This window comes from Nucisporomicrobium flavum, assembly GCF_016464385.1.
Lineage (GTDB): Bacteria > Actinomycetota > Actinomycetes > Mycobacteriales > Micromonosporaceae > Actinoplanes > Actinoplanes flavus_A.
In genome coordinates, this window is sequence record NZ_JADMLH010000025.1 from 63,199 (window position 1) to 79,225 (window position 16,027).

Genomic DNA, 16,027 nt, shown 5'->3' on the forward strand with positions numbered 1-16,027 from the left:
GCCGTATCAGCAGCTCAGGTGGCACCTCCGGGCGCACCCGAGGAGGAATCGGCCGACGGTGGTGAATACATCGGCGGTACGGCCGAGCGGGGCAGCATCCGGGAGACGGCGATGCGCTCGGCGATGCCGGAAGTCTCCAGCGCCTCGGTGAGCCGGCGGCGCAGCTCGCGCTGGAGGATCGGCTGACCGTCCGCCGTGGTCTTCGCGATCGTGCGGATCACCGCGCCGTCGACGGTCAGCTGCTCCACGCCGACCACGTCCGGCGGCTCCAGGAACTCGGTCGAGTGCTCCGGCTCGTCCGCGAGCGCCAGCGCCGCGGTACGCAGCACCGAGATGGCCTCCTCGGAGTTCACGAAGCCGATCGGGATGTCGATGACCACCATCGCCCAGCCCTGGCTCTTGTTGCCCACCCGGACGATCTCGCCGTTGCGGATGTACCAGAGCACGCCGCGCATGTCCCGTACGGTCGTGACCCGCAGCCCGACCGTCTCCACCACGCCCACGGCATCGCCCAGGTCGACCGAGTCGCCGACGCCGTACTGGTCCTCCAGCAGCATGAACAGGCCGGCGATCAGGTCCTTCACCAGGCTCTGCGCGCCGAAGCCCAGCGCGACGCCGACGATGCCGGCGCTGGCCAGCAGCGGCCCCAGGTTGAAGCCCAGCTCGCCCATCACCAGCAGCGTGGCCATCGTGAAGACCACCGCCGTCACGAAGCTGCGCAGCACCGACCCGATCGCCTCGGCCCGCTGCCTGCGGCGTTCCGGGATGAACGTGTTGTCCGCCGCCTCCACCTTGGCGGTCCGCTCGCGCAACGGCTTGAGCAGCGCCGGCATCTCCGCGCGCGACGTCGAGGTGGTCAGCCGCCGGATCGCGCGGTGCAGCGCCCAGCGGACCAGCATCGCGATCACGATGATCGCGAGGATCCGCAGCGGCTTCACGATGAAGACGTAGCTGCCGTTGGCGAGCCACTGGATCTCGGTCTTGTCGAGGATCCAGGTGCACAGCGCGTCCGTCTTGCAGCTCTCCGAGACGTTCGGGGTGCCGTAGATGGGCGGGGCGCTGCTGCCGGATGGTCCTGGGGTGGGTGGCGCGAGCGGAATCACGGGGGACCACCGTACCGGCCGGTCGTCCCCGGCCGAGAACCGGACATCCTCCCACGAGACCTCAGACGTTTACGCCCCGGCCACAGATTGTGCTCGCCAATTCGTCATTCATCAGGGACTATTGGCGCACGAGGACTCGCCCATCAGCGGTCCCCGGCGAACTTTGCTGAGACGACAAGCACAACTGGGAGCGGTACAAGCACCTACACCGAAGGGTGACCTCGATGCCTGACATACGACCCACAGTGGGCTCCTCCGCGTTGGTACTGAACGCCACCTACGAGCCGCTGTGCGTCGTATCGGTGCGTCGAGCGACCATCCTCGTGCTGACCGCCAAGGCCGAATGCGTGTCCGACGGGGACGGCATCCTGCACAGTGCCCGCCACACCCTCCCGGTTCCGTCCGTCGTCCGCCTCACCCGGTACGTGAAGGTGCCGTACCGCACGCACGTCGGCCTGTCCCGCCGCGCCATCTTCGCCCGCGACGGCGGGCGCTGCGCGTACTGCCGGGGCTCCGCCGAGACCATCGACCACGTCTTCCCGCGCAGCCGTGGCGGCCTGCACGCCTGGGAGAACGTCGTGGCGGCCTGCGCGAAGTGCAATCACAGCAAAGGCGACAAGACCCCGGCCGAGCTCGGCTGGCGTCTGCACGCCGCGCCGCAGGCACCGCGCGGGGTGGCATGGCGCGTGCTGGGGCACCGTACGCCCGACCCTCGCTGGGCGGACTGGCTCGACCTGCCCACACCGGTCGAGGCCGAGGCGGCCTGAGCTACACCTCCTTCGTACCGACCAGCGACGCGAAGACGATGACGTTGTCGGAGTAGCCCTTGCCACCACCGAGCCAGGTGCCGCCGCAGGTGACCAAGCGCAGCGACGGTCTGCTGTAGTCGCCGTACACCCGTTTGACCGGCAGTTTCGCCTTGCCGAAGTGCTCCACCGAGTTCACCTCGAAGACCGCTGTCTCGTCGTCGGCGCGGACCACCTCGATCTTCTGGCCCGGCCGGAGCTCGTGCAGGCGATGGAAGACCGACGGACCGGTACGGGTGTCCGCGTGCCCCACGATCAGCGCCGGCCCGAACTGTCCCGGCGTCGGCCCCTCCTCGAACCATCCCGCCTCGTTGTGGCGGTCCAGCGGCGGTACGGCCACCGACCCGTCCTTGGCCAACCCGACGGTGAGCAACGGAGCCTCCACCTTGATGGCCGGGATGACCAGCCGCTGCGGCCGGCTCGGCTCCAGCACGGGGAAGGCGCGCGGGGGCGGCTTGTCCGGTCCCTTGAAGAGGTCGCCCAGGTTGAAGCCGGTCGCGGCCCCGAGACCGGCGCCCACCGCGAACAGGCCGGCGAAGACGAGCAGCACGGCGATCAGGCCCAGCGGAAGGGGCCGCCGCCCGCGTACCGGTGGGGGAGCGGGCAGCCGGCGGGGACGCGGCACGCGCGGGACCGGGGCGCTGACGACGGCCGGGGCCGGGCGGCGCCGGACAACCGACTCGGGCATCCGCGGGCCGCGGACCACCGGCTCCGGCCGCACCGGGCGGGACATCGGCCGAGCCTCAGCCGACCCGCCGGCGGCGCAGCGCCACCAGGCCCAGGACCATGCCGGCCGCGACGGCGGTCACCCCACCGCCGATCAGCATCGGCGCCGAGCGTCCCCCCGCGGTGCCGCCACCCCCGGTGGCCGGGCCGCGGGCCGGCTCCACTTTCACCACCACGTGCAGCGTGTTCTTCGCGGTCTTGCCGTCCGGGCAGCGCAGATTGATGGAGTAGGTGCCCGGGTCGGTGGTCGCGGGCACCCGCTTGGTCGCGGTCAGGAAGCCGTACCGGGGGGAGACCGTGACCGTCCCGAGCGGGTCGGACGTCACCGTCGCGGCGACCAGGTTGTCGCTGCAGCTGGCGCGCAGGCCGACCTCGTCGCCGGCGCGTACGGTGCTCGGGTTGGCCTCCACGAAGACGGCGGCCGCCCGGGCGGGGGTGCCGGTGAGTGCGACGGCGGTGGCCAGCGCCAGCGCTGCCAGCGCGGCCGGGACGGATGGACGCATGACCTTCCCCCTCCTGCCGTCCACCGCGGTGGGGCGCGGACGACGTGTGAGGGTGATTTTCGCACCTCGCGACCGTTTTCGCGTGGCCACGGAGATCCCACGTAGTGGGTCTTGACACCCGGCGGCCCGCGACCGCCCGCACTCCGCTACCGTGATTGACGTTCGGATCACTGGGAACACAGTGACTTGGCCCGGTCCCTTATGACGCCTGGGGGCGTTGAGGTTGTCGATATTCAGCACCATCCTGATCTTCGCGGGGATTCCGCTCGCGGCCATCGTCGTGATCTCGGCCCTCGCTGCGGCCGGTGGCCGGCGCACCCGGCGTGACCGCCGCTACCGCCCCGGTCGGCCGTACGACTTCCAGCCGATGTGGTTCCTGGCGTCACCCTCGCAGGTGAGCCCGGCGTACGGCGGCCGCACGGCCGGCGGCGTCGCGCAGCCCCCGGCGCTGGAGTCCGGCGCCGTCCCGGTGCAGTCGGGTCGCCCCGTGCCGGCCGGAGTGGTTGGAGGCGCAAGTGACCGTTGGTGAGCACCAGGCCATCGCAACCGGCGGCGGCGAGCAGCCGCTGACCGCGCTCGACCAGCCGGGCGGCCCCACGCTCAGCGAGGCGCCCGAGCTCAGCATGAGCGACGACGGCGCCGCGGCGCTCGACGGGCCGTTCACGACCCGGCAGCTGCTGCGCCTCGACGAGGCGCTGCGTGTGGCCGACCAGCAGACCGGCCTCACGTTCAGCGTCTACCTCGGCGACCTGGAGGAGCCCACCCGGGAGAACGCCGAGGCGCTGCACCGCCGGCTCGACGGCGCCGCCACGGCGGTGCTCATCGCGGTCTCGCCCAACCAGCGGGTCCTCGAGATCGTCACCGGCCCGGACGCCCGCAGGCGCATCAGCGACCGCGACGCGAAGCTCGCCGCGCTGTCGATGGCGGCCTCTTTCGCCGGCGGGGACCTCGCGGGCGGTGTGCTCGCCGGCATCGACCAGCTGGCCTCGCACGCCGGCCGGCACTGAACCGCTACGACGCAGCAGGGCGGCACTGAACCGCTACGACCAGCTTCCCGGGGCCACCCGGAGCGGATACGGGGCGTCGACCTTCACCGGGTCGGCGCCCCGGATCGTTCCCCGCGGTTCGTAGCCGTCCGGGCCCAGGGCGTAGGCGTGCAGCACCGGCTCCGGGGCCCGCTCGATCCGCCAGTAGCGGGCGATCCCGGCCTCGGCGTAGACCGCGGGCTTGAGCAGCCGGTCGCAGCGCCGGCTCGGCTCCGTCTCCACCTCCGCCACCAGCGCGACGTCGGCCGGCTCCGCCCACACCGACCCTGACGAGTGCGGCCGTAGGACGGTCACGTCCGGGATCAGGTTGCTGCCACCGATCTCGATGCCGAGCCGGTCGCACACCCACCAGCCGGCGGGCGCCGCGCTGCGCAGCGTGCCGACCAGCGCCGCGACGAGGCTCTCGTGCTCCTTGTCGAGCGGCGGGGTGACGTACAGGCTGCCATCGATGATCTCGTAGCGGTGGCCGTCCGGTGGGAACAGGTGCAGATCCGGCTCGGTCCATGGCCCGTCGGGAGCGGCCCACCGAACCGGGGAGCTCTGACCGATCACCGCCACCGGACCACCTCCAACACCGCGGAGTGCCAGCGTACTCACGCAGCGTTGTTTCCGCCGGGTTTCCCGGCCGTAAGAAACGCGGGCCGCGGGGAACAGAATCCCCGCAGCCCGCGAAACTCGGCAGATCGGTCAGGCGGTGGCGTCCTTCGCACGCGCCTTCAGCGCCCGCAGCACGCCGTCGCGGCCCTCGGCCACGAGCCGGCGCAGCGACGCCGGATGCCCGTCGGCCGCCAGCCACGCGTCGGTCAGGGCGACGGTCTCCTCGCTGACCTGGTACGCCGGGTACGCCAGCATCACGAACTCCTGGGCGGGTTCGCTGTCCGAGCGTGCCCACACGTCATCGACGACCTCGAAGAACTTCGGGGCGTACGGCGCCGTCAGCTCCACCTGCGTCGACGACTGGAAGCCCTGCAGCAGCGACCGGTTCAGCCAGTTCGGCAGCTTCTCGCCGCCGGTGAGCTTGGCCCACACGGCGGCCTTGTTCTCCGGGGTCGGCAGCAGGGCGCGGGCGAGGGCCGCCTCCCGCTCGCCGCTGGCCGTCCGGTCCGACTCCAGCTCGGCACCGATCTCCTCGTCGCCGGCGGCACCGCGCGCGGCCAGCGCCTCCAGCAGCGACCACCGCAGCTCGGTGTCGACGGTGAGCCCGGCCGGGATGTCGCGCCCCTCGAGCCAGCCGCGCAGCGTCGCCAGGTCCTCCTGGCCCCGGGCGGACCCGATGTACGCGCGCGCCCACGCCAGCTGGAACCCGCTGCCCGGCTCGGCCGCCATCAGCGCCGTACGGGCGGTCTCCGCCAGCTGGGCCCAGCCGGTCGGCGCCCACTGCGGGTCGGCGTACATCGTGAGCGTGGTCTGCGCCTGCCGCAGCGTCGCCGTCGTCAGGTTGATGTCGCGTTCCTTGGGCAGGCCGGTGCGCACCAGGGCGACGTAGTCGCGGGCGGCCAGCTCGGCGTCGCGGACCATGTCCCACGCCGCCGCCCAGCACAGCGCGCGCGGCAGCGACGACTCGAAGCCGTCGATGTGGCGCACGATGGTGGCCATCGACCGCTCGTCGAGGCGCAGCTTCGCGTACGTGAGGTCGTCGTCGTTGAGCAGCAGCACGTCGGCGGCCGGCACCCCGGCGAGCGCGGCGATCGGCGTCTCCTCGCCCGACACGTCGATCTCCAGGCGGTCGCGGCGGACGAGCCGGTCGCCCTGCACGTCGTAGAGGCCAACGCCGATGCGGTGTGTGCGCAGCGTCGGATACTCGGCCGGCGCCTCCTGCTTGACGACCACGCTCTCGTACGTGCCGTCCGCGCCCACGGTCACGATCGGCCGCAGCGTGTTGACCTGCGCGGTCTCGAGCCACTGCGCGGCGAACTTGCGCAGTTCCCGGCCGGACGCCGTCTCCAGCTCGGTCAGCAGGTCATCGAAGGTGGCGTTGCCCCAGGCGTGCCGCTGGAAGTACGCGCGCAGCCCGGCGACGAACGACTCCAGTCCCACGTACGCGACGAGCTGCTTGATGACGCTCGCGCCCTTGGCGTACGTGATGCCGTCGAAGTTGACCTCCACGGCCTCGAGGTCGGGCATCTCGCAGTACACCGGGTGCGTGGACGACAGCTGGTCCTGCCGGTAGCCCCACGTCTTGCGCACCGACAGGAACGTCGACCAGGCGTCGGTGAACCGGGTCGCGCTGGTGTTGCACCAGTGGCTCGCCCACTCGGCGAACGACTCGTTCAGCCACAGGTCGTTCCACCAGCGCATGGTCACCAGGTCGCCGAACCACATGTGGGCCAGCTCGTGCAGGATCGTGTTGGCGCGCTGCTCGTACTCGTAGTCGGTGACCTGCGACCGGAAGATGTAGTGCGCCTCGGCGTGCGTGACGCAGCCGAAGTTCTCCATCGCGCCGGCGTTGAAGTCGGGCACCCACAGCTGGTCGTACTTCGGCAGCGGGAAGCGCACCCCGAACTGCTCGTGGAAGAAGTCGAAGCCCTGCTTGGTGATGAGGAACAGGTCGTCGGAGTCGAGGTACTGCGCCATCGACGCCCGGCAGAACGCGCCCAGGTCGATGCCGTCGTGGCTGTCCCGCACCTCGTGGTACGGCCCCGCGCACACCGCCGTGATGTACGTGCTCATCCGCGGCGACGTGGTGAAGTGCACCGTCTTGGCGCCGCCCTCGGCCGCCTCGGTGCTGTCCACCGGCATGTTGGAGATGACCTTCCAGTGCGCCGGCACGGTCGCGTGCCACGTGAAGACGCTCTTGAGGTCGGGCTGGTCGAAGGCCGCGTACACCCGCTGGGCGTCCGCCGTCTCGAACTGGCTGTAGAGGTAGACCTCCTTGTCCACCGGGTCGACGCTGCGCTGCAGGCCCTGACCGCTGGCGGAGAAGTGGAAGTCGGCGTCGACGACGAGCGTGTTCTCCGCCGCGAGGCCGGTCAGAGTGAGTCCCGTCTCCGCCGACCAGGCGGAGGTGTCCACCGGGGTGCCGTTGAGCTCGGCCGAGCGGATCGAGGCCGCGGCGACCTCGATGAAGGTCTGCGCGCCCGGCTCGGTGCAGCGGAACGTGACCTCGGTGACCGTCCGGAAGGTGCCGTCGCCCGGGTTTCCGGCCCCGTCGGTCAGATCCAGGGCGATGTCGTACCCCGTCACCTCGAGCAGGCGGGCCCGCTCGGCGGCCTCGACCTGGGTCAGGTTACGAACTCCGGCCACGATCACTCTCCTCCATGCTGGTCGGGGCGGCTCCGCCTCCGGCCTCGAGCTTTCCACGCCAGCCTATGTGGTTCACGCGTGGCGCATGTCACCGCCGGGCGCGCCCCGGCGGGTGGAGGATCGGGGGATGACTGAGCGCGCTGCCGTCGACATGTGGTTCGACCCGATCTGTCCCTGGGCGTGGATGACCTCCCGCTGGCTGCTGGAGGTGGAGAAGCTCCGTCCGGTCGACGTCCGGTTCAACGTGATGAGCCTGTCGGTGCTCAACGAGGGCCGCGACCTGCCCGAGGAGTACAGGAAGCTGCTGGACAACGGCTGGGGACCCGTACGCGTCTGCATCGCCGCCGCCGAGGCCGCCGGGCCGCAGGTGCTGCGCGACCTCTACACCGCGCTGGGCACCCGCATCCACCTGCAGAAATACGAGCCCGGCGAGAAGCTCTACGCGGAGGCGCTCACCGAGGTCGGGCTGGACCCGGCGCTCGCCGATGCCGCCACCAGCGACGCCTGGGACGACGCGCTGCGGGCCAGCCACAACGCCGGGATGAAGCCGGTGGGCACCGACGTCGGCACGCCGGTCATCCACGCGCCCGGTCCGGTCGACGGGGAGACCGTGGCGTTCTTCGGCCCGGTCGTCACCCCGGCGCCCAAGGGCGAGGCGGCCGGCAAGCTGTGGGACGGCGTGCTGCTCGTCGCGGGTACGCCGGGCTTCTACGAGCTGAAGCGCTCGCGGGACATCGGCCCGATCTTCGACTGAAGTCATCACGTCCGGGGGATGACGGTCGTTGAGAAGGTGATAACCGTCACCCCGCCCGGAGGCTGCCATGACCGAGTCCGAGAGCGTCGCCACCACCACCATCGCGGTGCACCGGGGTGCCTGGGAGTCCGTCTGCCCCTCCCTGCCGGCCGAGGTAGCCGCGATGGTCGCGCCGCCCGTGACGGTGTCCAGCTTCCCGGTCACCGACGCGCCCGGTGCCACCGACGTGCGGCGCCGGGCCCGCGAGGCCCGGTTCCGCGGCAACATGCCGTCCGTTCCGGCGTACGGCCGGCACCGCCGCGGCACGACCTGAAGGGTGGGACGGGAGCGGGCCCGTCACAGGGCTGTCGGACCCTCTCGGTAGCGTCGTGGGCATGACGGTCGTGCACCCGATCAGCCGGGCCTGGATCACCACTGGCGGCACCGGCGCGCAGAACTACGACGAGTTCGCCGACGACGCGGAGATCACCGCGATCATCGCGGAGAACCCGCACAGCGCGCTGGCCATCGAGATGCCCCACCGGGCGCCGGAGTCGGTGGGCAGGTCGTTCCTCGACTGCCTGCCCGAGGCCGCCGCGCGTCTCGCCGAGGAGAAGGCCGACGGCAGCTACACCCCCGCCGAGCAGGTCGTCGTGCTGTATCGCATCAGCGCGCCTGGCGAGCCGGCCGCGTACGGTCTGTGGGCGATGGTCGACACCGACCAGATCTCCACCCGGGCCGACGAGCCGGGCCTCGTCATCCGCAACGAGGACGTGTTCATCGCCAAGGTGCGCGAGCGGGTCGCCCTGGCCGAGGCGCTGCAGACGCTGCTGTCGCCGGTTCTGCTGCTGCAGACCGGCAAGGGTGACGAGCTGCACACCGCGCTCGCCGAGGCCACCGACAAGGCCGGCGCGCCGGCGGCTACCGACGTGGACCAGAGCGGCCGCACGCACGCGATCTGGCTCGTGCCCGAGGGCCCGCTGCAGGACGAGCTGACCGCCCTCGCCGGCGGCGGCGAGCTGGTCGTCGCCGACGGCAACCACCGCAGCCTGGCCGCGCAGACCGGCGGGCTGCCCAGGTTCCTCGCCGTGGTGACCACGCCGGCGTCCGTCGCCATCCAGCCCTACAACCGCCTCGTCAGCGAGCTGCCGGCGACCGACCTGGTCCAGCAGCTGACCGCAGCCGGCGCGCGGGTCGAGGAGCTGCCGCGACCGGCGGCCATCCCCGCCAAGGGCACCATCGAGTTGTACGCGCACGGCACGTCGTATGCGGTGGTCCTGCCCGCCGCGGAGGGCGCGTCGGCGGTCGACAGCCTGGACCACGCGCTGGTCGAGCGGGTGCTGCTGCGGGACGCGCTCGGCCTCGACCCGGGCGACAAGCGCATCTCGTACGTCGGCGGCGACTACCCGGCCGAGTGGCTGCGCGGCGAGGTCGACGCCGGCCGGGCCGAGCTCGCCATCCTCATCGCCCCGGTCACCGTCGACGATTTCGTGGCCGTCAACCTGGGCCGGCAGAAGCTGCCCCGCAAGAGCACCTGGTTCACGCCGAAGGCCCGCGGCGGCCTCGTCCTGGCCCAGCTGGACTGACGGTGTTGCATCCGCAGGTGACGGCGTCGCTGGCCATCCGGCGGCGCCCACCGGCCGACGCGATGGCCGCGGACCCCTATGAGCAGCTCCTCTTCGCCCGCCGCGCGATGGAGGAGTCCAACGAGGCCGAGTGCGGCCCGGCGATCCCGCTGCCCGTGGTGGCCGACGTGGACGCCGACGGCGTGCCCTGCCGCCTGTACGCGGGCAGGGTCGGCGCCCCCGTCTTCGTGTACGTGCACGGCGGCGGCTGGTGCTACGGCAGCGTGGAGACGGTCGACCGGCTGTGCCGCCGCATCGCCGACCGCTCGGGCTGCGCCGTGCTGTCCGTGGACTACCGCCTCGCCCCCGAGCACGTGTGGCCGGCCGCCCTGGAGGATGTGGAAACCGTCCTCACCTGGGTCCGCAAGGAGGGCGCAGATCTCGGGGTCGACCCGTCCCGGCTGGCGATCGGCGGCGACAGCGCGGGCGGCCAGCTCGCCACGATTGCGGCCCGGCGCCAGCGCGACGCCGCCACCCCGCTGGACCACCAGGTGCTGATCTACCCCGCCATCGACCCGATGACCGCCTCGGAGTCGTACGACGAGGTCCCCGGCAACGGCCTGGACCGCGCCTCGATGAAGCTGGCCTGGGAGACCTTCGTCCCATCACCGGCCGACCGCTTCAGCCCCGACGTCGCACCGCTCGCCGCCGAGGACCTCACCGGCATGCCGCCAACCCTCCTGATCACGGCCGAGTACGACGTCCTCCGCGACGAGGGCGCCGACTACGCGGACGCGCTGCTCGCGGCCGGAGTGCCGGTCGTCCACGTCCGGTACGCGGGGGTCAACCACGGCTTCGCCCGCAAACTCGCCATCTTCGACGCGGCCCGCTCGGCAGCCGACCACATCGCGGCAACCCTGCGCGCCGCCCTCACCTTCTGACCCGCCGCCCCGCGCGCCCTGCCCCGCCGCCCCGCGCGCCCTGGCCCGCCGCGGGGTCCTTACCTGGCGCCGCGCGACGCTGCGGCCGATCCCATCGCGCCGAGTCCGCGGGCCGCGCTGACGTTCCGATCGGCGTTTGACAGACTGCGGTCATGCGCGTCTACCTCGGTTCCGACCACGCCGGCTTCGAGCTGAAGAGCCACCTCGTCAACCACCTCGCCAAGCAGGGGTACGAAGTCGTCGACGTCGGCCCGCACGTCTTCGACCCGGAGGACGACTACCCCGCGTTCTGCCTGAACACCGGCGCGAAGGTCGTCGCCGACCAGGGCAGCCTGGGCATCGTCATCGGCGGCTCCGGCAACGGCGAGCAGATCGCCGCCAACAAGATCCCCGGCGTCCGCTCGGCGCTGGCCTGGAGGGTGGAGATCGCCCAGCTGGCCCGCCAGCACAACGACTCGAACGTCCTGGCCCTCGGCGCCCGCCAGCACACCCTCGACGAGGCGTCGGCCATGGCGGAAGCCTTCCTGACCACCCCGTTCTCCGGCGACGAACGCCACGCCCGCCGCATCGGCCAGCTCGCCGAGTACGAGACGTCCCGAGAACTGCCGCCCCTCCCCGCGTCCTGACCAACCCGAGCCGAGCCGAGCCGGCCAGCCCGGCCCGGCTTGGGCCCGGCTTGGCCGAGCGGCCCCGCCCGGCTTGGTCCGGAGCGGCCCAACCTGGTGCGGCCCAACCTGGTGCGACCCGGCCTTGTACGGCCGGGCCTGGCTGGCGCGGCCTGACTTGGTTTGACCCGGCTCGGCCGGTGCGGCCTGGTGCGCTGCACCCCGGCCGGGCCCGCCCAGTCCGGACTGGGCCAGTCCGGCCCGGCCCAGTCCGGCCCGGCCCGGCCCAGCCGGACGGTCTAGCGCCCGCGCGGAAGGTCCTCCCGCGGCACCCAGTTCCGCCGCACGATCACCAGCTCGTTCTCCGCGGCGGCAAGATGCTCGTCGGTCGGCCGCGCGGCATCGCGCGCCCGCATCGCGGCAGCGACGCTGACCTGCGAGGACCCGGACCCGACCAGCCCTCGCAGCCCGCGCTCACCCGGCTCGTCCCCGCCGCCCCCGTTCCGCGGCCCGGCAGCCGCACGGTTCCCGGTTCCGGCACCGGACGCGGCCCGGACGGCACCTCCGGAAGCAACCCGGGGCCCGGACCCGCCCCCCGCCCCCGAGGTCGGCCGGGGCGGTCCATCGCCCGAGCTGGGCCGATTACGCATGCCCTCGACCGTCGCCGGCCGCGACCCGGCGCCACCCGGCCCGGGCCGGGGCGTCTTCCACCCGCCGGGCCCGGCGCTGCGAGCGGCGACAGCCCCCGGATCGGCACGAACCGGCGCCGGTTCGTCCTCCGGATCGTGGACCGCAGCCGTCTCAGCGACGACCCCACCCACCGGCACCCCGGCATCCGCGCCCGCAGAGCCCGTGCCGGGCGAAGCCGCCCCCGGCTCGAACAAAGACAACGAATCGGCCACTCCCGACGAATCCGCCAGGAGAGACGAATCCGCCAGGAGAGACGAATCGGTCAAGGGAGACGAATCGGCGCCCGCCGCGATCCCGCCGGCCGGCTCGGCGGCCGCGTCGGGCGGCGCGTCGGGCGGCGTGGCGGGCGTGACGGCCGCCGTGTGGGAGGGACGCACGCGGCGGCGTCGACGCTCGGTAGGTTCGCCCATGACGCCGAACCTACCGTCGAGCCGCGGCCGGGGGACACCTCAGAAGACTTCGGTCGGGTACGGCTTCCGATGCCACCCGAACGCCGTCGCCGCCGCCCGCAGCGCGCCCGGCGTCACCTCCCGGACCCGGCCCGCATCGGCGAGAGCGCTCAGCGAAACAGCCCCGAGGTACGCCGTGCCGAGCTCCAGCACCGAGCACACGAGGTCCGCCGGATCGTCGGTACGCGTACACGTCGCCGCCCCGGCCCCGTCGACGGTCAGCCGCCACCGGCCGGCGTTCTCGGTCAGCAGGTCGTCCGCCACGTCGAGGACCACGTCCACCGGCGCCGCGTACGCCCGCGCGGCCAGCGCCCGCGGCAGGTCGACGATCCGGATCCACAGCGCGTCCGCGAGGCTGGTGCCCAGCCGGCGCGGCTCGTCGACGAGGTACTGCAGTGGCTCGTCCACGGCGGCGAAGTCGACGGAGGCCCGGCGCGCCAGGTCGATGCCGAGCAGGAAGCGCCACAGCGTCAGGTACGTCGCCGGGTCCGCGGCCACGACCTCGCGGATCCGTACCTCGCCGTTCGGCCCGTGATCATCCCAGCGCCCCTTCGTGCGCCAGACCGCGTACCCGGTGGGCCCGTCCGCCGTCTCGTGGATCACACCGTGCTGGACCGTCGCGCCTTCGCGCTGCGACTCGAGGTCGGAGAGCACGAACCGCCACCACCGCTCGTCGCGGCTGGACCAGCCGACCTGGGTGGAGCGCAGCTGCTCGTACACCTTGCCGAACTCGCCGATCGCCTCGAGGGGCTGGACGAGCCGGAGCCGGCCGGTGTCCGCGGGGGCCGGCAGGGTCACCTCGCGGGTCATGATGTCCATGCGCAGCCGCTGTGCCGCCGGCCCGTACCCGTACCGTGGATAGATCTTGGTCTCGCTCGCCCAGAGCACCGCGACGGCCTCGCGGCCGGCGTCCGCGATCTCGCGCAGCTGGCGGTGCATCATCCGGGTGAGCAGCCCGCGGCGGCGGTGGGTCGGCGCGACGCCGACCAGCGTGACGTGCGCGGCGGGGACGACCGCTCCGGGCACGGTCAGTTCTCTCGTGTACGCCGCGACCTGCCCGACGACGGTGCCGGCGTCGTCGGCGACCAGCGTCCGTTCGGGCTCCCACACGGAACCCTCGACGTCGCGTTCCTCGGGCGTGGGGGTGTGGTGGAAGACGTAGCCGAGCAGGTCGGAGATGGGTTCCCAGTCCTCCGCCGTGCCGATCCTGATCGTGATGCCGGAGGCGTCCATGCTGTTTGTGTAACGGACGGCGTGCGTGAGGGCGAGCGATTTGTTGGCTCGTTACTCTCGAAGCAGGGCGGCGACGGGCCGTGCCGGGGAGGGGAACGATGCCGGAGCAACCGCAGTGGTCCGAACGGACCCTCGACATGCCGCCGCAGGATCCCTGGGCCGATCCGCCGACGACGGACATGCCTGCCCGCGCGCATCGCCCGGGCGGCGCACCGCACTACGAGCCCACGCGCCAGTACGCCGCGGACCCCGGCCAGGCCGCGCCGCATTCGCCCGTCGACCCGACCCGCGCGGCGCCCCGCTCACCAGCGGATGCGACCCGCGCCACCGCGCGCCCGGCCCCGGACCCGACCCGTGTCGCGCAGCCGAGTGCCCCGCCGGCACCGCCGTCGCCGTTCTCCAGCGGCCGGGCTGCCGTCACCCCGCGGGCGCAGCCGCAGCACTTCACCGAGCACGAGCCGACGGGTACGGGCTGGCCCGGCGCCGAACCCCCGGCTCAGCACCACCCGCTGAGCTGGCACATCGCGCAGTTGCGCCGCGGCGGCGAGTGGAGCTTCGCGGGCCTGCTGTTCGCGTTCGTGTGCTGGGGCATCTGGGCCATCTCGTCGGACGGCGACCTGACCGCCCCGATCATCGTCTTCTTCGTGTCCGTGCTGGTCGCCGGCGGTGTGTTCGCCCTGTCGCGGCTGGTCGGCCGGCTCGTGCTGGAACGCCAGCTGGGCCGCACCCGCCGTACCGCCAAGGGTTCGCACATCGTCGCGGGCCTGTTCCTGGCGGGCGTCGGCATCGCCCACCTCCGTCAGACCGAGTGGGTCATGACCGCGTTCAACTGGATAGTCGACCTCTTCCGGTGACGGTCGGTGGCCGGGGCCCGCAGCCCCGGCCACGCCGTGTGACGCCGGTCAGCCGCGCCCGCTCATCGCCGTACCCGTCTCCAGCAGCGACTTCAGGTCGCTGAGCACCCACGCCCAGCCGCCACCGCCGGCCTCGTCGAGCGGCGACCCGGCCACCATCGTCGCGGTCGCGGGCGCACCCTCCAGCTCGTGGGTGATCGTGAGCCGGCACACCCCGGGCTGCGACTTCAGTTCCTCGATCAGGTACGTCAGCGTCGTGAACGGCTCGGCGGCCGTCGTCGGGTCCATGAGCATCCGCCAGGTCTGCTTGAGCAGCCGCGGCGGGTCGGCCTCGAGCACCTCGCCGTCGATGATCGTGTCGGGCATCGGGAAGCCGTTCTCCTTGGCGAACGCGCGCATCTCGTCGGTCGCCTCGGACCGGTACGACCCGCCCGGCTTCAGCTCGAAGGAGGCCGGGGCGGCGTACCCGTATTTCGCGGTCCATTCGGGGTCGGTGATGGCCGTCCAGATCTTCTCCGGCGTGGTCCTGATCCAGACTCGGAAGATCTGGGTGGTCAGCGGCTCGGTCATGTCTCGTCCTCCAGCGCGTTCTTGAGATCGACGAGCGCCGTGACGTGACGCTCGGTGTACTTGTCGATCCACCGGTCGTGGATCAGCCGGATCGGCACGGGGTTGAGGAAGTGCAGCTTTTCCCGGCCGGACCGGCGCGCGACGACGAGCTCCGCTTCCTCCAGCACTTTGAGGTGCTTGGCGACGCCGAAGCGCGTCATCTCCAGCTCGGACTCCAGCTCGGTGAGGGTGCGTCCGTCCCGGGCGAAGAGCAGGTCGAGCAGGAAGCGACGGGTCGGGTCGGCCAGCGCCTTGAACACCCGGTCGTCGTCGTTCATGACGCAAAGTTAGGTGACCAAAAGGTCACATGTCAAGGCCTGAAGCGCCCGGGTGCGAATGGAGGTCACGTTCCCGCCGGCCGGCGGGAACGCTGCGGGACGGCCGAGGTCGAGGTCAGCGGCGGCGTGCCGGCCGGCGGAGCCGCCTCAGAGCGACGGCGAGCGCGCGGCCGATCACGGCCCCGGCGATGCCCGCCACGATCAGGGCGAGCGCGAGCGAGACGCGTCCGTGCATCCACAGGAACGCGATGTCGACACCGCCGGTGTTCTGCGCCACGAAGACGATCACCACCAGCAGGGCGACGGCTCCGGCCCAGACCGCCGGCCGCGCGGCACCCGCGCCGGGCCGCCGGTTCCCCGCGCGTCGCGCCGGCGCCTCACCCGCGGGTCCGAGGCCGGCGAGCGTCTGCGCCAGCTCGTCCGGCAGGGGAGGGGCGGCGTCCGTCGTCCGGTCCGGGTCCGCGTGGGGCACCGGCCACTGCTCAGATGGGTACGCCATAACTGACAGTGTTACTCACGAACGCTCTCCGTCGGCGGCGTACACGCGGCTCCGCAGAATTAAGAACCGGCTAATAGACGCTCGTCTAATGCCGACGTTAGGGTCTCCGCCGGATTGCCCCCACCCCCCACAACGATTCGGATC

Annotated in this window: 19 protein-coding genes; 9 read left to right on the forward strand and 10 right to left on the reverse strand. The window is 72.4% G+C overall.

Annotated features, from left to right (window positions below; all coding sequences use genetic code 11):
- Positions 1–14 precede the first annotated feature (14 nt).
- Complete coding sequence (locus IT780_RS37185) at positions 15–1,049, reverse strand: mechanosensitive ion channel family protein (RefSeq protein WP_504739631.1); 1,035 nt, start codon at positions 1,047–1,049, stop codon at positions 15–17.
- Positions 1,050–1,327: 278 nt separating this feature from the next.
- Here IT780_RS37185 and IT780_RS37190 point away from each other — a divergent pair, with 278 nt between their 5' ends.
- Positions 1,328–1,870 carry an HNH endonuclease gene (locus IT780_RS37190; RefSeq protein WP_199516562.1) on the forward strand — a complete coding sequence of 181 codons (543 nt, stop codon included), beginning with the start codon at positions 1,328–1,330 and terminating at the stop codon, positions 1,868–1,870.
- Position 1,871: 1 nt separating this feature from the next.
- Here IT780_RS37190 and IT780_RS37195 read toward each other — a convergent pair whose 3' ends face one another.
- Positions 1,872–2,642: a class F sortase gene (locus IT780_RS37195; RefSeq protein ID WP_199516563.1), complete on the reverse strand. Its 771-nt coding sequence runs from the start codon at positions 2,640–2,642 to the stop codon at positions 1,872–1,874.
- A 10-nt stretch (positions 2,643–2,652) separates the two neighbouring features.
- Positions 2,653–3,138, reverse strand: a complete 486-nt coding sequence (locus IT780_RS37200; RefSeq protein ID WP_199516564.1) for a hypothetical protein — start codon at positions 3,136–3,138, stop codon at positions 2,653–2,655.
- Between the two features lie 223 nt (positions 3,139–3,361).
- Between IT780_RS37200 and ctaJ the strand changes: the two genes are divergently transcribed.
- Entirely contained in the window at positions 3,362–3,667 is a 306-nt protein-coding gene (gene ctaJ, locus IT780_RS37205; protein ID WP_233414133.1) for an aa3-type cytochrome oxidase subunit CtaJ, read from the forward strand.
- Positions 3,668–3,761: 94 nt separating this feature from the next.
- Entirely contained in the window at positions 3,762–4,145 is a 384-nt protein-coding gene (locus tag IT780_RS37210; RefSeq protein WP_199516605.1) for a DUF5130 family protein, read from the forward strand.
- A 33-nt stretch (positions 4,146–4,178) separates the two neighbouring features.
- Here IT780_RS37210 and IT780_RS37215 read toward each other — a convergent pair whose 3' ends face one another.
- Positions 4,179–4,742, reverse strand: a complete 564-nt coding sequence (locus IT780_RS37215) for a Uma2 family endonuclease (RefSeq protein ID WP_307831583.1) — start codon at positions 4,740–4,742, stop codon at positions 4,179–4,181.
- Between the two features lie 129 nt (positions 4,743–4,871).
- Entirely contained in the window at positions 4,872–7,427 is a 2,556-nt protein-coding gene (gene pepN / locus IT780_RS37220) for an aminopeptidase N (RefSeq protein ID WP_199516565.1), read from the reverse strand.
- Between the two features lie 127 nt (positions 7,428–7,554).
- Here pepN and IT780_RS37225 point away from each other — a divergent pair, with 127 nt between their 5' ends.
- The 5 genes from IT780_RS37225 to IT780_RS37245 all read left to right on the forward strand — a co-directional run bounded on the left by IT780_RS37225 (position 7,555) and on the right by IT780_RS37245 (position 11,292).
- A complete protein-coding gene (locus IT780_RS37225) occupies positions 7,555–8,181 on the forward strand; it encodes a DsbA family protein (protein WP_199516566.1) in 627 nt (208 codons plus the stop codon).
- A 67-nt stretch (positions 8,182–8,248) separates the two neighbouring features.
- Positions 8,249–8,494 (forward strand): hypothetical protein, encoded by a 246-nt coding sequence (locus IT780_RS37230; protein WP_199516567.1) that lies wholly within the window; start codon positions 8,249–8,251, stop codon positions 8,492–8,494.
- Between the two features lie 61 nt (positions 8,495–8,555).
- Entirely contained in the window at positions 8,556–9,746 is a 1,191-nt protein-coding gene (locus IT780_RS37235; protein ID WP_199516568.1) for a DUF1015 family protein, read from the forward strand.
- Positions 9,747–9,763: 17 nt separating this feature from the next.
- Entirely contained in the window at positions 9,764–10,666 is a 903-nt protein-coding gene (locus IT780_RS37240) for an alpha/beta hydrolase (protein WP_307831584.1), read from the forward strand.
- Between the two features lie 152 nt (positions 10,667–10,818).
- Entirely contained in the window at positions 10,819–11,292 is a 474-nt protein-coding gene (locus IT780_RS37245) for a ribose-5-phosphate isomerase (RefSeq protein ID WP_199516570.1), read from the forward strand.
- A gap of 278 nt (positions 11,293–11,570) precedes the next feature.
- Here the strand turns inward: IT780_RS37245 and IT780_RS43570 are convergent, their stop codons facing one another.
- Both IT780_RS43570 and IT780_RS37255 read right to left on the reverse strand, forming a co-directional pair.
- Positions 11,571–11,921 carry a hypothetical protein gene (locus IT780_RS43570; RefSeq protein ID WP_372443893.1) on the reverse strand — a complete coding sequence of 117 codons (351 nt, stop codon included), beginning with the start codon at positions 11,919–11,921 and terminating at the stop codon, positions 11,571–11,573.
- A gap of 489 nt (positions 11,922–12,410) precedes the next feature.
- Entirely contained in the window at positions 12,411–13,643 is a 1,233-nt protein-coding gene (locus IT780_RS37255; protein ID WP_199516571.1) for a GNAT family N-acetyltransferase, read from the reverse strand.
- 98 nt (positions 13,644–13,741) lie between these two features.
- On the opposite strand from IT780_RS37255, the gene IT780_RS37260 reads away from it, so the two are divergent.
- Positions 13,742–14,497 carry a DNA-directed RNA polymerase II gene (locus IT780_RS37260; protein WP_199516572.1) on the forward strand — a complete coding sequence of 252 codons (756 nt, stop codon included), beginning with the start codon at positions 13,742–13,744 and terminating at the stop codon, positions 14,495–14,497.
- 48 nt (positions 14,498–14,545) lie between these two features.
- Here the strand turns inward: IT780_RS37260 and IT780_RS37265 are convergent, their stop codons facing one another.
- The 3 genes from IT780_RS37265 to IT780_RS37275 all read right to left on the reverse strand — a co-directional run bounded on the left by IT780_RS37265 (position 14,546) and on the right by IT780_RS37275 (position 15,883).
- On the reverse strand, positions 14,546–15,067 hold the full coding sequence (locus IT780_RS37265) for an SRPBCC domain-containing protein (protein ID WP_199516573.1): 522 nt from the start codon (positions 15,065–15,067) through the stop codon (positions 14,546–14,548).
- Entirely contained in the window at positions 15,064–15,384 is a 321-nt protein-coding gene (locus tag IT780_RS37270; protein ID WP_199516574.1) for an ArsR/SmtB family transcription factor, read from the reverse strand. Before IT780_RS37270 ends, IT780_RS37265 begins: the two co-directional genes overlap by 4 nt.
- Before the next feature lie 115 nt (positions 15,385–15,499).
- Complete coding sequence (locus tag IT780_RS37275; RefSeq protein WP_199516575.1) at positions 15,500–15,883, reverse strand: LapA family protein; 384 nt, start codon at positions 15,881–15,883, stop codon at positions 15,500–15,502.
- Positions 15,884–16,027: the final 144 nt, after the last annotated feature.